General features: G+C 46.9%; 13 protein-coding genes. 4 read left to right on the top strand and 9 right to left on the bottom strand.

Annotated elements, in window-relative coordinates:
* The first annotated feature begins 131 nt into the window (after nucleotides 1-131).
* Nucleotides 132-638 (top strand): cytochrome b/b6 domain-containing protein, encoded by a 507-nt coding sequence (locus B2Q61_RS00065; protein ID WP_290621190.1) that lies wholly within the window; start codon nucleotides 132-134, stop codon nucleotides 636-638.
* A gap of 70 nt (nucleotides 639-708) precedes the next feature.
* Here B2Q61_RS00065 and B2Q61_RS00060 read toward each other — a convergent pair whose 3' ends face one another.
* Nucleotides 709-1,131, bottom strand: a complete 423-nt coding sequence (locus tag B2Q61_RS00060) for a GNAT family N-acetyltransferase (protein ID WP_290621189.1) — start codon at nucleotides 1,129-1,131, stop codon at nucleotides 709-711.
* Between the two features lie 232 nt (nucleotides 1,132-1,363).
* On the opposite strand from B2Q61_RS00060, the gene B2Q61_RS00055 reads away from it, so the two are divergent.
* A complete protein-coding gene (locus tag B2Q61_RS00055) occupies nucleotides 1,364-1,834 on the top strand; it encodes a CreA family protein (protein ID WP_290621188.1) in 471 nt (156 codons plus the stop codon).
* 54 nt (nucleotides 1,835-1,888) lie between these two features.
* Here the strand turns inward: B2Q61_RS00055 and B2Q61_RS00050 are convergent, their stop codons facing one another.
* The 6 genes from B2Q61_RS00050 to B2Q61_RS00025 form a co-directional block, all read right to left on the bottom strand.
* Nucleotides 1,889-3,835 carry a serine hydrolase gene (locus B2Q61_RS00050; RefSeq protein WP_290621187.1) on the bottom strand — a complete coding sequence of 649 codons (1,947 nt, stop codon included), beginning with the start codon at nucleotides 3,833-3,835 and terminating at the stop codon, nucleotides 1,889-1,891.
* A gap of 203 nt (nucleotides 3,836-4,038) precedes the next feature.
* Nucleotides 4,039-4,545 (bottom strand): CHRD domain-containing protein, encoded by a 507-nt coding sequence (locus B2Q61_RS00045; protein WP_290621186.1) that lies wholly within the window; start codon nucleotides 4,543-4,545, stop codon nucleotides 4,039-4,041.
* A gap of 246 nt (nucleotides 4,546-4,791) precedes the next feature.
* Nucleotides 4,792-5,601 carry a PhzF family phenazine biosynthesis protein gene (locus B2Q61_RS00040; protein ID WP_290621185.1) on the bottom strand — a complete coding sequence of 270 codons (810 nt, stop codon included), beginning with the start codon at nucleotides 5,599-5,601 and terminating at the stop codon, nucleotides 4,792-4,794.
* 310 nt (nucleotides 5,602-5,911) lie between these two features.
* Complete coding sequence (locus B2Q61_RS00035; protein ID WP_290621184.1) at nucleotides 5,912-6,631, bottom strand: RluA family pseudouridine synthase; 720 nt, start codon at nucleotides 6,629-6,631, stop codon at nucleotides 5,912-5,914.
* Between the two features lie 12 nt (nucleotides 6,632-6,643).
* Nucleotides 6,644-7,168, bottom strand: coding sequence for a GNAT family N-acetyltransferase (locus B2Q61_RS00030; RefSeq protein ID WP_290621183.1), 525 nt, complete (start codon nucleotides 7,166-7,168; stop codon nucleotides 6,644-6,646).
* Nucleotides 7,169-7,196: 28 nt separating this feature from the next.
* Complete coding sequence (locus B2Q61_RS00025) at nucleotides 7,197-7,508, bottom strand: cupin domain-containing protein (protein ID WP_290621182.1); 312 nt, start codon at nucleotides 7,506-7,508, stop codon at nucleotides 7,197-7,199.
* Between the two features lie 204 nt (nucleotides 7,509-7,712).
* Between B2Q61_RS00025 and B2Q61_RS00020 the strand changes: the two genes are divergently transcribed.
* Nucleotides 7,713-9,848 carry a hypothetical protein gene (locus tag B2Q61_RS00020; protein ID WP_290621181.1) on the top strand — a complete coding sequence of 712 codons (2,136 nt, stop codon included), beginning with the start codon at nucleotides 7,713-7,715 and terminating at the stop codon, nucleotides 9,846-9,848.
* Nucleotides 9,849-9,982: 134 nt separating this feature from the next.
* Nucleotides 9,983-12,085: an alpha/beta fold hydrolase gene (locus B2Q61_RS00015; RefSeq protein ID WP_290621180.1), complete on the top strand. Its 2,103-nt coding sequence runs from the start codon at nucleotides 9,983-9,985 to the stop codon at nucleotides 12,083-12,085.
* A 145-nt stretch (nucleotides 12,086-12,230) separates the two neighbouring features.
* Here the strand turns inward: B2Q61_RS00015 and B2Q61_RS00010 are convergent, their stop codons facing one another.
* Nucleotides 12,231-13,175 carry an ATP-grasp domain-containing protein gene (locus B2Q61_RS00010; protein ID WP_290621179.1) on the bottom strand — a complete coding sequence of 315 codons (945 nt, stop codon included), beginning with the start codon at nucleotides 13,173-13,175 and terminating at the stop codon, nucleotides 12,231-12,233.
* Between the two features lie 740 nt (nucleotides 13,176-13,915).
* The gene (locus B2Q61_RS00005; RefSeq protein ID WP_290621178.1) at nucleotides 13,916-14,305 is read right to left on the bottom strand and encodes a hypothetical protein; all 390 of its coding nucleotides are present in this window, start codon (nucleotides 14,303-14,305) and stop codon (nucleotides 13,916-13,918) included.
* Nucleotides 14,306-14,548: the final 243 nt, after the last annotated feature.

Raw genomic sequence — 14,548 nt, 5'->3', positions numbered from 1 at the left:
GTTATTATAATGCTGTTTCTTTCTCAGCAACTTAACATCGCGGTTTAAAAATAATTAACATTTATGCTGCAAGCGTGCCTGCAACGCGTTAGGATATCAGTCAGTATACTTTTGGTGACTGGTAAAAAATAATGAAATCAAAGTCATATATTGTTGATAGAGCGCTGCACTGGATTTCAGCCTTACTATTGCTATTTATGCTGATGAATCTATCGACACAGCTCCATCATGTGGACTGGGACATAAAAGGACAAGTTTTACACCGGCAGGATGCAGTGGAGCTCCATGCGTTTATCGGTATTATTCTTGTTATTATTATGTTTGGGCGACTGATTTTTCCGTATTTAACCAGAACTAAAATTGAGCGGGTGCAACCTGAGTCTAAAAAGCATTCGGTATTTATCAAAGTCACCCATATTAGTCTGTACAGCTGTATTTTTCTGTTGGCAGCAACCGGTGTAGCACTAATAAATAACTATCAAATCCCCCTTACCGTTTTTGGATTTGAGCTGGCACCAGACAAAGACGTTTTTTATCAGGTTTTTCCGAAGATTCATGAAACTCATATGTTTCTGAAGCAGTTGATCTGGTGGTTAATCGCTGTTCATTTCATAGGAATAATGTACGCAAAAAGATAAAGCTATTGTAACCGGCAAAGTCGCGCTGGCTCGGCCGCCGGCGCTTATTACTGGCGATAACAACTGATAGTCAGCCAACAGCCCGGCTCATATAGTAAAGCCGCTCATCTTCGCTGGTTACACTAAACCCTTGCCGCTTATACAACTGCACAGCCGGGCTGTTTTTAAATACTTTGAGTTTAAGCAAATGCGAGCCATGCGCTTTGGCAAGCCGCACTGCTTCGGCAATAGCTTCAGAGCCTATACCGCGATTCTGATAGTTTTGATCGACTTGCAAATCACGCAGGTAACAGCCTTCACTGTCAAATTGCAATCTGATAACACCTATCGCTTCACCCTCTGAGAAAATATCAAAATTAATCAGATTCTCAGTCATTCTCTCAATTTGTGATTCATCCCATTCAACCGAATACTGCTGATAGTAAGTCCGCATATTGGTCAGGGTATACCGCGCCGCTTTTGCCAAATTCGTAGCAGGTTTAAAGGTAATCATGGCTTTAGCCTCCCGGCGCACGCGTTCGCACTTGTAAATTTAGTGTAAGCACGTTACAGCGACTCTATCCTATTTACAACGGGTAATCTGATTTATGCTGCAGAGGATTTGTTACCAACCATGTCAAAAAACATACCGACACTGTGCAGTTACTTACCCCGCCGGCAGTGCTATGCTGACTAATAACCCTGCCATGCTGGCAATACTGCAATAATTAACCTGAGGAGAGCTGATGATGCGCGCTATTTACTGTGGCTTACTGTTACTGGCACTTGCCGGCTGTGGCAAAAACGAAGTCGGCGATGTGTCACTGGGGATGTTTACGACCAAGGATATTAAGCTCGATGCGGTTGTCGACCCGTTGGTTACCGGGGTTACCTGTCATGTTTCCAGTATTGAGGCTAACCTGGATTTTTCCGACCCATCCGATAGCTCTATAGCCTGTCGCCAGACCGGCCCGATCACCGCCCAAATGATTGCTCAAATAGATAAAAGCAAAAACGGTGAGGTGCTGTTTACTAAATCCAAAAGTATCTTTTTTAAAACCATGAAGATTCGCCGCATTTTTGATGCCGACAACCAAACCCTGATGTACGTGTCCTACTCCACCAAGGAAACCTCCGGCAGCTTTAAGCACAGCCTGTCGACAGTGCCATTGTGGGGCACTGAGGCTTTCAATGCAGCGACGTTACAAAACCAGTAATCCAGTCCGGTAGCGAAAGTGTAGTTAGCGGCTTGCAGCCGCTGCTTATGCAGCTTATGGCTGAGGTGCTTTTGCAGTTTCAAGTGCATCAAACACCCGGCCTATAATCTGATACAGGTTTTGCTGATCAAATTGGTACTCCGTTTCAGTATTAACGCGATGCACAAAAACCAGATCAGAGTCCGGGTATACCCCAAGCATGTGAATGCCAACACCAGTATGATAAAAGGCCTGGCTGGGCCGTTTATCGTTAGCATTAATCACATTCCATAGCATGCCATAGCCAAAGTCCATGTATCGGTTGGTAACAGAATAAGAGGTGGTGCTTTGCGCTATCCACTCGCGGGACAAAATACGTTGGCCATTCCAGACACCGAAGTTTTCGTATAGCTGGCCGTAAAGTGCCATATCATAAGCCGACATCCGGAAATGATAGGCCGGGAATGCTGATTTTTCAGGCTCATACTGATAAAAGCCATCTACTGTAAGCGTGGCAATGTCAGTATCGTTATCGATGGTCGTATAGCTGCCGTTATAGTCCCGCATGCCCAGCGGGTCAGCGATTTCCCGCTTAAAGGCGGCATAAATTGATTCGCCGGCCAGTTTTTCGAAAATGGCGCCGGCCACATTAAAATCCCAGTTGTTATAGACATATTGTTCACCGGGCTTAAATTGGCCACGCGCAGGCATGGCTGCCAGCATACCCTCTGACGTGGCCGCCGCAGGCAGATAGATACCGGAGCGGGATTGCAGCAACTGCCGAAGCGTCGCCCCTTGCTCGATTGCTGTCAGGGGGGTGATATCATCAATATTCAGCTCAGCCAGGGTGGCATCAAGGTTAATAACACCGCGCTCAATATAAATACCGTACAGAGAGTTCAGCATAGCTTTGCGGATAGAATGAATAGTATGCTTCTGATGAATATCGCCATATTCGAAAACCACTTCACCGGAGCGCATCAACACCATCGACGAGGTGCCGGTGGTTTTAACAAACTCTGTTAACTGGTTAAGTTTATTGCGGTTAAACGCTGCGTTGCTGTCATAGCAAACCGGATGTTTAATGGCGTCAATGGCCCGCTTCAGAATATCCTGCTGCGCCCGGGCATTGGCGTCAGGCTGACCGCCGAGTACCAGCGTTTGGCCGTTATTAAGGGTGGCTTCGGTTAAATTAGCAGGCAGCCCCGGGGTAATCACATGACCGGCAGCAGGGTAAATAACGGACGTCACCCTTGATTGCGGGCCCGATTGCTTAAGCTCAGCGGCAATGGCTTCTGCCATTTGTGCCGAAGGCCAGAGCTGGTCATCGGCACCGGCAAAAAGTAATAGTTCAGTCTGAACAGAGCTGACTGCTATTTTTGCGGCAACTGCATCGGGGTGTTGCAAATCCTGCTTGAAATACTCACGACCAATAAAGTGTTTGGCCGAATAATCGGGCTGAGAATGGCGCGGTACATAATTCAGCGGCAGTCCATTTAATGTCCAGGCGGCGGCAGTACTGTCCTGCACGGCGCCCCAGACGTGTGAGCTGGGCGAAACGGCCATTATCGGGCCGTAGCCATCAAAATTGGCGCCAAGCAGCAACGCAAGTTCTGCCCCACGGGAGCTGCCGATAATCGCCACTTTCTGACACTGGTTGCGACTTAGCTGCGCAGATGCGTCAATGTATTGCAAGGCAGCGTCAAAATATTCCAGCGGAATACGGTTCAGCGTTTCTGGCAATCCGGGCATACCAAAATAGCCGACAGCCAGAGCGGCAACCCCCTGCTCCGCAAAGGCCTGAGCTGCAGCGGTTGCACTTTTCAGCCCGCCATCTGAGCCACCGACTATGATAACGGTAGGCAGCGCCGTGCCGGGGTTTTCAGGCATAATTAACATTGCCTGCAGATCCGGTTGATCGATGCGTTGCACCTGCAAATGATCAGGATAACCGGGTTCACCGCAACCGGTTAACAGCAGGCTGGCGGCGACGACTCCAGATAATAAGCGCTTAAGATCCATGGTTTTTTCTCTTTTTTTGGCTTATTAAACCCCAGCAAGCGGGCAGATTCAAATGGAGAGTGTAAACAAATGTTAGCAGAAACAACGAATTAAGCGCGTGGTTATTAGACGGCCTGCCGCGAACCATATTATCTGTCAGAGATAAAACAGCAGGTCAATAAAAAAGGGCTGAACGCCCTTTTTTATGTCTGGACTAGCAGCGGTTATTCATCAGATTGATAGAATAACTGGCCACGAATGGCGCCTGAAGGATAGTCTGGGTTATGCACATTAATGTAGTATTCTTCTGGATTTTCAAGAATTTCGCTTACACTAATACCGGTAGGAAACTTACCTGCTTCACCTTCTGTCAGGCAATCTGCTGCATTACCGTCTTCCGGCCCGGCTAACACCGCCACTACCGGACCATTTTCACCTCGTTTGCCTTTGTGAATGTGAGCAGCCATGCCACTGCCAACAGGAACAAGCTGGATTTTCTCAACGGTTAGAACATAACACAGGGTAAAAGCATCATTGTCGATGCCAAACACATAAGCTTCACCTCTGCCATTTGGATCACCGGAAATTCTTTTGTTGCTGTCATCATTGGCTACTTCTTGTCTGCCATCCAGTGTCGCTTCCAGCAGGTTGTTAGTATGGCCTGCGATTGCAGATGAGCTAAACACGCCAGTTGCAATTAGCAAAGCCAACGCTGTTTTTTTGGAAATCATAGTATTTCTCCGTTTTTTTGCGGGTATACCGATCAACTCCAACATTGGACAACAGCTATCGGGTATATAAGTAACGACTGACTTATTAAACTGGATGCAGATTAATAGTTTTTTAAAATGGTTAGTCTGCGGGTTTAGCAGCGATTTAGGATAGCAGGCTACAATACCGGCAGCTCATCCGTGATGTAGCTTAGCTTAAGAGGAGTAGATTGTTGTATCCGGCATGCAGAGAGAACAAACTTTTCCTTAAATGTAAGCAGTGCCTTTAAGATAAAGCACGGCAAATCCTGACACTAACACCCGGTCATTGCTGATGCTGCAATACAAGGTGCCGCCGCGCGCTGATGCCTGGTACGCTACTAATTCTGTTTTCGCCAGCTGCTGCGCCCAGTAAGGTGCCAGCCCGGCATGAATAGAGCCGGTTACCGGATCTTCATCACCACCATTCGCCGGCCAGAAATAGCGGGAAATAAAATCATACTCATCGGTTTTGGTGGTGGCACTGGCTTTAGCGCTAACCACCAGATCAAAAGGCGCTAACTGCTTTAACCGCTCTGAGTTATAGCTCAGGTTTTTAACCTCCTGCTCTGATGCCATTATCGCAAAATAGGCCTGGCGGTTTTTTAATACCTTAATCGGTGCTACTGATAAACCTGCTAATAACGTGTCCGGCACCTGCTCAACAAGCTGCGGGCACTGATTGGGAAAGCTCATTTCAATTCTGCCATCGCTATGCTGTTTAACAAACAAGGAACCTACTTCCCGGGTGACAAACTCAATTTCCCCCTCCCCGCCCAAATGCTGAAATATCACATAGGATGCCGCCAGGGTGGCGTGGCCACAAAAGTCGATTTCGGTTAATGGCGAAAACCAGCGGATCTGATATTGATTGGCAGCTGTAGCAACGATAAAGGCGGTTTCAGAAAGGTTATTTTCAGCAGCAATATTTTGCATTAGCTCAGGCGCCAACCAATCTTGTAATGGCACCACCGCGGCAGAGTTGCCTTTAAACTGTTGTTTGGTAAAGGCATCCACAATATAAATAGTTAATTCCAAGCCAGACTCCTTAGGTTTACCGCTTCAATAACAGGTATTGCAGAGTATTGTAGTGGCAGTTTCAGGCACTGTCATTGGCTTAGCGTTAGAAGTCGTAACCAGCATGCAGAGAGAACAACTGCAACACCCGCCTTGGCTCGCCACAGCAACTACTTCGGACATCCTGCCCTTCGCAAGCCAGCAGAGCTGTTCAAATACGTTCCCGACGTATTTGTCTCTCGCTCTCGCTCGCTCAGACACTTTGTGTCGACCAAAACGGGGTTCCAGTCGCTCTCTTTCAGGTATCGATTTAACGAATAGAGGATAGAACCTAAAAAGGGCTGGTACAGTGGCCGTGGTGCGGCGCGCCGGTTACCGGATGTTCAAAATAGATATCACTGGCATGCAGTAATAATCGGTTTGCCAGCTGCTGGCTGCTGTCACTATGGTATAAATCACAACCCAGAATGGGGTGGCCGATGCTCAGGCTATGAATGCGCAGCTGATGGGTACGGCCGCTAAGCGGGGTAAATTGCACCAGGCTGCGCCGTGGCTCAGTTAACCGTTGTAATACTTTAAACTTGCTGGTCGCGGTTTTGCCAGTGCGCTGGCAAATTTTTACCCGTGGAAACTGACTGTTATCTTTGGCAATCGGCGCGTTTATCACCCCTTCATCCGCGCTCACCCAGCCCTCTAACATCGCAGTGTAATGCTTTTGTACTGTGCCATCCTGAAACTGTTTATTAAGCTTAACGGTGGCATCTGGGGTCAGCGCAACCACCATAATGCCTGAGGTACCAAAGTCTAAGCGGTGCGGTAATCTGGCATGGGGAAACGATGGACTGACAGCAGGCTGGCCATTCACTAAACGGCCATTTACCAAACGGCCATTCGCTAACCGAAAGTGCACCGAGTCGAGGTTAAGCGGGTTTTTACCCGATAAACTCAGCAGGCCTGACGGCTTATTAATCAGTAAAATGGCCTCGTCCTGGTATAAAACATCCAAAGTTTCATGGCAGGCCGGTGCAATAAAGGTATCAATAATGTCCAAAATCCCTCCGCTTCAGCCTTTTGTATCGCTAAACAGCGCGGCTTGCATATAACGCGCTTGCTCACCCTGATAGCTGCGCAGAGCGTGCTCTGCGCTATCGGTTAGCCTAGTGACTACCCTGAAACCCTGGCGCTGCCAGTAAGGTACCGATCCCTGCACGGCTACCAGGGCCAGTTTCATCAGGCCCTGGCTTAATGCATGCTGCTGAGCGGTAGCAAGCAAGCGGCTGGCCAGCCCCAGACCACGCGCTGCCGGGTTTACGGCCATATCATGCAGGTATAGCAGCTCAGGCATAGCATTTAATGTAAAAGCAGACGCAAACGGCGTAATGTGGCCATTTATTGACGGATAACTAAATAAATAAGCCAATAACTGGCCGTTAGCGTTTTCAGCCAGCCAGCAACTGTCGGCAGCGGCACTTAAACGTTGCTGCAACAGGGCCGGGCTTTCATATAAGGCGTCGCTGTAGCAGCTATCCTGTAGTGCCACGACTGCCATAATATCTGCCGGTTTAATTAAGCGGATTGTTATTGTCATTGTCATTTTCTTAACGCGGCAAAACCTGTTAAACACTACCCGCTGTTTCTACCACTAAAATCCGTGCCTCGCCCACCGGATAAGCGACATGCTCACAGCCAATACCAGCGTAAAAAATATCACCGGCATCTAACCGGCTAACCTGTTCGGTGCCATCCTGGCGGTAATGCATATCTACCATGCCATCAAGCACCACAAACACCTCTTCACCATCATTGATATGCCATTTATAAGGCTGATTTGTCCAGTGCAAGCGGGTGGTAATGCCATTCATACTGGCGATATCCAGAGCGCTCCAGGCGCGGCTGGCGGTAAAGTCTTTACTGCGGATGATTTTCACGTTGGCTCCAAATCATATAAACGCGTTGGTATAAACAGTCGACACAATAGCAGGTACAGGCTCAGCTGTTAATTCTGATCGAACTTAGTAAGTCCGGTGGCAAATAGCATCGCGTGGTTTCAAGCATGAATATATTCGTACATTAATTGTACTGTTACCGTTTATCCTTTAAGGTTAACTTACAAAAAATAATGAGCAGGACGCATGACATTATTTACTGAGCTAAAACGCCGTAATGTATTCAAGGTTGCCAGTGTTTATCTGGTTACCTGCTGGATTATCCTGCAAATTGTTGCGGTTATATCGCCCGCCTTACATCTGCCTACTCTATTTAGCACCATTACCACCGTCATTCTGGCGATTGCCTTTCCGTTGGTATGTATTTTTGCCTGGGCCTTTGAACTGACACCGCAAGGGCTTAAACGCACTCATGAGGTGGATATTAACGAGTCTATTCGTGAGCAAACCGGCAGTAAAATTAATTATATTTTAGCCGCCGCGTTAGCGCTGGCATTGGCGTTTATCTTTTACCAAAACTGGTTTGTCAGTTCAGCCGATGACAGTTTAGAGCGCTCTATTGCCGTATTACCGTTTGAAGATATGAGTCGGGATAATTCCCAGGGCTATTTTGGTGATGGCATTGCCGAAGAAATCCTTAACTCATTGGCGCGGTTAAATCAGTTGGTGGTAATATCCCGTACCTCTTCGTTTAACTTTAAGGGCAGCCAAACTGATATTCGCAAAATCGGCGAACTCCTTAATGTTAATTACGTTCTTGAAGGCAGCGTGCGCAAAGACAAAGACAAGGTGCGTATTACCGCACAATTAATTGAAGTTGCCACTGGCGCACATATCTGGTCACAAACCTACGATCGCGAACTCACCAGTATTTTTGCCTTGCAAGATGAGCTGACCTTTGCCATTACCCAGGCACTCAAACTAAATCTGTTGCCCGAACAGGTTGAACATGAAGCCGGTATGACCACAAATCCCGACGCCTATGAGTTATTTATTCAGGGGCGGGAGCTGGCTTATCAGCGCACATCGGAATCAATAGAACAAGCCGCTGACTTATTGCAACAAGCGATTAAACTGGACCCGCAGTTTTATCTGGCTAAGGCGCAACTGTATATGGTGTATACTTTTGGTATACAATATGGTGGCTTTACGGCTGAAGTGCGCCAGGCAGAAACGGAACGCTTGTTTTGGGAGCTATTGGCCGCACCAGACTTTCCACTTAAAACGCTGGTAATGGCAAACCAAGCTGAGAACAATATTAAGCTCGCAATAAGTAAAATTCTGTTTCAGCAAGCTTATGAACAAGCTCCCAACGACCCGCTCATTCAAAATATCAGTACGTTAAGGCTGGATAACTACCAGGATATGATTCTGCGCCGGGAGCAGATACTGAAAACCAATCCACAAAGTCAGGTCAATATGTCCAACCTGGTGTATTTGTATTTAGTAACGGAACAGCCAGAGAAAGCTCAGCCACTGTTATCCAGAATGGGACGGCTCTTTCCCGACAGCTCACTGAACTTCGTCAGCAACCTTTATTTTAGTTACGCCTACCAACAGGATATTAAAGCGACCTTAGCCCTGGTTAACGACTATCGCGGCGAGCCCAGCGCAGACTATAGAAAAGCAAAATCCGCAGTCAATATCCTGAGCGGCAATATCGATACCGCGCTGGACTATATGGCCAAAGAATTACGCCAGTCGCCGGATTATGCAGAGCAATTCTTTAACGCCTTTTTATTACTACTGGATTTAGATAAGCGCGGCAAACTCAACGAACAACAGCAACAGCGTTATCAACAATTAGCGATAAGTGAGTCTACAAAAACCGAATTACTGACATATTATAAGCTGCTGTTAGGCGACGAAACCTTGTATGAACAACAGCAGCAGTTGGCAGGGGTAAGCGCAGAGGAGTTTATGCAACGCGTTGATCTCAATCAAGCTGAGCCTTATGACTATGCAGCCATTAAAAAACGCCAGGGCGACGATAGTTATGCACTGGCACTGCAAACTAGCCTTGCTAATGGAAATTACCTATGCCAACAAACTCAAAATAAGGTCAGTTGGTTCTGTGCATGGCTTATGGATTTCACTGGCAATATTTCCCTCCAGCAAACCCAGAGTATGTTTAAGCGCCAGCCAATGCTAGATACAGACTTATTAGGGATCGAGAAGTTTATCTTAACTGCACCCGCCTTTTACGGAATGAGCCAGCACCCTGAGTTTGAGCAGCTTGCCAATGTATTTTTGGATAGTACCTTTAGAAAATGGAACCCGGATTTAGTAACGGAAAAAGCCATTGAATCGGCGAATAATTAAAGTGAAGGACTTGTGGGATTTTCGGCCAGAGGTGTGCTATAGGCAGACTGAGTTATATAAAGTACGATGGATAAGTACTATCTTTTAAATTCTAAGCTGTATCACCTGAAAATGATAACAATAAGGTATTTACAATGACAAAGTGTAAACAGCTATCCCTCTTAGCATTACTTCTATTTGGCTTGTCCACCCAAACTTTCGCCCAGGAATCACCGGCAGTTGCAGTAAGCACCAACGCGTTTATAAACGATGATGTCAGCGACGTAACCCATGTTATTTGTCCTTTTAAGAATGAAATCGATTATCAGCCAGGCAGAGTACGTTGCGGCTTTATTACGGTACCGGAAAACAGAGAGGTGCCCGATAGTCGTCTGCTAAGGATCATTTTCACCCACATTACTGCCCAGGCGAGTCTTGATATTGATCAGGAGAACAAATCAGCAAAAGAGGATGAGCAAGTACTTGAACCAAGAGCAGACCCCATTATCTACCTTACCGGCGGGCCCGGCGCAGGTATAGAATTTTATGTAAACCGCTTTTTAAAGCATGACTTAACCAAAACCCGGGATTTATACATTCTTAATCAACGCGGTATCGGCGATTCGGAAGAGCTTTGTCCATATTATGATGCCACCAGCCGCGAACAGGTGCTGGCGGACAATCTAAAAGGGCAAGAAATTGAAAACGCAGAGCGGATGAAGGCATGTTTTAATGCAGCCACCAACCGGGGTGTCGATTTAAGCGCCTACAATACGGTTGAGAATGCCAGAGATGTGCGCGCACTTCGCCGTGCTTTAGGCTTCGATTCGTGGAATGTGTGGGGCATTAGCTACGGCAGTCATTTAGGCCAGATGTTAGTCAATGTCGACCCTGAAGGAATACGGGCTCTGGTACTCGATGCCATTGTACCGAATGACCTGGGCGATTTAATGCGCATTCACCGCTGGGTTGCCCGCAACCATCAGAATGTATTTACCGAATGTGAGCGGCAAGGCGCGGCTATTTGTGACGGCTTAGAGCAGGCGTTTTACGCTGCGGGTAATGCCCTTATTGCCAATCCTGTTATGGCGGATGCGTTTGACGAAGAGCTTTTCCCATCGGGTAAAGCAAATGTGCCGGCGTTAATTGCCGCTTTTGCCCCGTTCTCTATGTTGTATGAACAAGACGAACACCCCGCTATTCCAGCGGTGATGCGGGGCTTAGTCGATATGATTAACAACAGAGACGACGAAGTATTTCAGGCCTTAGCAAATGGCGCAGCAGAATTTTCCCGCAGTTCTGGTCTGGGTATGGGCAGCGCGATACGTTGTAACGATGGTTATATGGCAGCAGAGGCCAGTATTGCGGCAGAGGATCTGCAAGAAGATTTTGGTTTTAACGAGGGCGCATTTTCCGTCGAGGGTTCCCAATTAATGGCCGATACCTGCGTTGAAGCAGGTTTAGCCCCGCGGGATCGTAAGGATTATCAACTAATTCAAAGCGATATTCCAACCTTAGTGGTTAACGGCGATTGGGATCCCATCACCCCGCCAGCGCTGGCTGAGCGAATTGCGCCAGGGTTTAGCAACGGCCGCTTAATCATCGTACCTTACGCCGGCCACGGCCCTACCCGTTCAATGAGTGAATGTGCATCGCAAGTGCTCACTGACTTTTTCGACGACCCCAGCCAAAATCTTGCTGAATTAGATGCATCTTGTCTGGAAGAAGGTGCAGCGCCACCAGAGTTTTTGGATTACCTGCAAACGGATATCCATTTAAAGCTCGCAGCACGCGCCATGGATGAGCCAAAGAACGTTGTTGTCCCTGGCTTGCTTGCCTCTACGCCTATCATTATTTCCTTATTAGGTTTCATTATGATTTCCTGGGGTGCTATTGCCAGACGCTTTAGCTCAAGCAACGTCGAAGTGCCAGGCCTTGGCCCGGTAACGCCAAGGCTTATCGCTTTTATCACCACGCTTGTTTTACTGGTGGGTGTCGGGCTGATTGGGCTGGGTGTGCAAACGGCAATGGAAATCAGCGAGGTTAGTCTTATTGCTGGTTTTGCGCCACCTGCCGGTGCTGGTGCATTGCTGGTGCTGCTGGCAGGATTAATGGGCATAGCGACCCTTGTGCTGACGCTAAAAGCGCATAAAAATAATCCCCTTAGAAAACGCTCGCTAATAGGCTTTATACTTTTGGGCCTGTCTGCAATGTTACTCAGTGTTCTCTTTGTTAGTTGGGGTATAACGCCGTGGTAAAACGCAATTTGCCCTAAGTATTGAGTCATAAAGCGTCTTCTTAAGGAGTCTTGGGGTCAGGTCTTGTTTGTTGCCTTTCTGGATTGGCAAAAGGCAAGACCTGTCCCTGCTACTCAATGACCCTGCACTTCCGCCAACCAAATGCCTACAACGCTAATTTATCTAACTCAGCTTTAAGGTACTGTGCCAGCTCAAGCATGGCAAATTGGCCCGCTTTTGCCTCAGCGTCTGAATTGTAATTGGTATTGGTGTTTACATCATAGGCATAGCTGTTGCCATCTATATCCTGGATGGCCTCGATACCCGCAACCTGAATAGCATTTGCTGCCAAAAACCTTTCATACTGCTCAATAAACGCCGGCCGATAGTCTTGCAGTATTTCAAATTTAGCCTTGGGCTGCGCTGGCGTTTGGTCAGTAGGGCAGAACATGTCACCTATTGAGCAGGCATCGGCCGGGCAAAGTTCGAAACCTTCAGAGGTATCTACTTTAACCGCATACAAAAACTTGCCGCCAATAAACTCGTGCCGGATGATAAAGGGTTCGGTTGCCTTAATATATTGCTGAATAAGGGTAATGCCATCAACCGGCGCATCAAAATTGGGGCCGTCAAGATAGTCTTGCAGTGCCTGTACCGAGTGAAACAATTGCACCCCCTGACCTTTGCCTGCACGATTATGCTTGGTGATAAATGAGGCCATGCCAAGCGAGCTTGCCGCTTCAATAATGTGCTTTTTTCCTACGGCGGCAATGGTTTTTGGCGTAGCTATGCCTGCTTTTTCCAGGGCTAAGTACTGATGTACTTTGCTTATTTCTAAACTCAAAGCACGACTGCCGTTTATCACTTTACGGCCATGATATTCCAACCAGGCGATAACCCCGCCAGCCAGTTCAGGGGCAAAGCGGTGATCCCGGGTATGTGACGAGGCACTGATACGGTTATAAAAAACGCCTTGCGGTGGCTCAGCCGATAGATCGATTGAACCTTCATCTAAATGCCATAACTCATAAGGGTAATTCAATTCATCAAGTCTGTTTTGTAAATGAACTGTCCATTCATTGTTTTCATGCAGCACGTAAATCTTGCTCATTGTCTGTAGCCCTTAATTACCGAGGTGTATGGTTTTGTTGGTTTGTCGCCGCTGGGGGAAGTATACCGCAACGCTAATGCTATATGTTCTGTCAACGCCTTTGGTTTTAAAGCCAACAGCAAAAATATCGGCAATGGCTTTCGAACAAGCGTAGCCGCTTATAGCATGGGGCGGGTAAGAATTGGATTGCGGTTGACTTAACTCATGTTTTACGAGTACCCTCGCTTCGGCATTTAATTAACAAATGCAGCAATCCCATCACAAAAGGCGCTGCTTTTGGGGCGGTGTTAGAGTAACAAACTGCAATACACCTTCAAGTTGCAAATTTACAGATAATGAGGTTGTTATGAATATTAATTTAACTGATTTAGCTTACGCAATCTTGTTATATACCCTCTGCTCTTCAGCTTTAATGGCGCTCATTTTTAAAATGCTAGCAGCTAAAAGCTATAAAGCCGTGTATCAAAATATATTTATTTGCATAATTTTTGTGTGGTATCAGCCATTTCATATGTTGAAACATTGCATGCGAACATGGAAAGCTTATCGCTTACATAGCATTGCCACGTAAATAATTGCTGTGTCCGGTAAAAAGCGAAACGCTTACCGATACGCTTCCGGACTGGCGATCGATAGGATCGGTATCATTAATACGTCTTCCAGCAACATTTCCACAATGGCATTGGCACTCATATTTAGTGGCGACAATTAATTTTCACGCAATTGTTAAGTGATATCAGCTATTTGTTATACACCGCTTTGATAAAAATTTCGCTTTCATTCGCCTCAACCCAATCGCTGTTATCTTTAAAATAAATGGTAATGCGGTCACTATCCCGCTTGGCCGCCAGCATGGCAGAACCAGCTCTGTCTGCTGTTGAATAAATTTCAAACCCAGCCTGTTCCAACGCGTTACGATAAAAAGCGATAGTATCCTGGCGTGATGCTTTCGTGCCGAACCTTGCTATCCATTCCTCTCTGTCACCAGCACCGCTATCATAGGCATCATTAATAGCCAATCTTGCATCAGGGGGTTTGGGTATGCCAAATGGCACAATAACGTCGGCGGCGCTAACAGCACCAATGGTTAATGTTGCAACGCAGGTAAGTATCAGCAATATGCATTTCATTTGTCTCTCCTTGTGTTATCCAAACGAGGTTGCTACTGCGTGTTATTTCCCCGTAACCCTTCTATAGCTTATTTTTATCGCAGAGTACACATCTTGAGTCCAAACTGGAGCGCCATGCGGAACGGTTAGCCTTGCCAGACTGGGATCGCTTGGCGATATAATTAGAACCTGTTTAAAAGGCACGTAAGAGATAGCGTTTTGACTTTAGTGGTGTACTGGCGGGTAATACACCCTAAAAATAAC

Origin of the sequence: Arsukibacterium sp. UBA5043, assembly GCA_002415085.1 — a bacterium.
Lineage (GTDB): Bacteria > Pseudomonadota > Gammaproteobacteria > Enterobacterales > Alteromonadaceae > Alishewanella.
The sequence above is the reverse complement of the archived record's forward strand: the minus strand, read 5'-3'. Positions and strand labels throughout refer to the sequence as shown.

Excerpts from the sequence above, each read along its gene's own strand:
- B2Q61_RS00010 (WP_290621179.1), bottom strand. The coding sequence starts at position 13,175 with ATGAGCAAGATTTACGTGCTGCATGAAAACAATGAATGGACAGTTCAT.
- B2Q61_RS00060 (WP_290621189.1), bottom strand. The coding sequence starts at position 1,131 with ATGATTACCTTTAAACCTGCTACGAATTTGGCAAAAGCGGCGCGGTAT.
- B2Q61_RS00050 (WP_290621187.1), bottom strand. The coding sequence starts at position 3,835 with ATGGATCTTAAGCGCTTATTATCTGGAGTCGTCGCCGCCAGCCTGCTG.
- B2Q61_RS00055 (WP_290621188.1), top strand. The coding sequence starts at position 1,364 with ATGATGCGCGCTATTTACTGTGGCTTACTGTTACTGGCACTTGCCGGC.
- B2Q61_RS00030 (WP_290621183.1), bottom strand. The coding sequence starts at position 7,168 with ATGACAATAACAATCCGCTTAATTAAACCGGCAGATATTATGGCAGTC.
- B2Q61_RS00020 (WP_290621181.1), top strand. The coding sequence starts at position 7,713 with ATGACATTATTTACTGAGCTAAAACGCCGTAATGTATTCAAGGTTGCC.
- B2Q61_RS00005 (WP_290621178.1), bottom strand. The coding sequence starts at position 14,305 with ATGAAATGCATATTGCTGATACTTACCTGCGTTGCAACATTAACCATT.
- B2Q61_RS00045 (WP_290621186.1), bottom strand. The coding sequence starts at position 4,545 with ATGATTTCCAAAAAAACAGCGTTGGCTTTGCTAATTGCAACTGGCGTG.
- B2Q61_RS00065 (WP_290621190.1), top strand. The coding sequence starts at position 132 with ATGAAATCAAAGTCATATATTGTTGATAGAGCGCTGCACTGGATTTCA.
- B2Q61_RS00015 (WP_290621180.1), top strand. The coding sequence starts at position 9,983 with ATGACAAAGTGTAAACAGCTATCCCTCTTAGCATTACTTCTATTTGGC.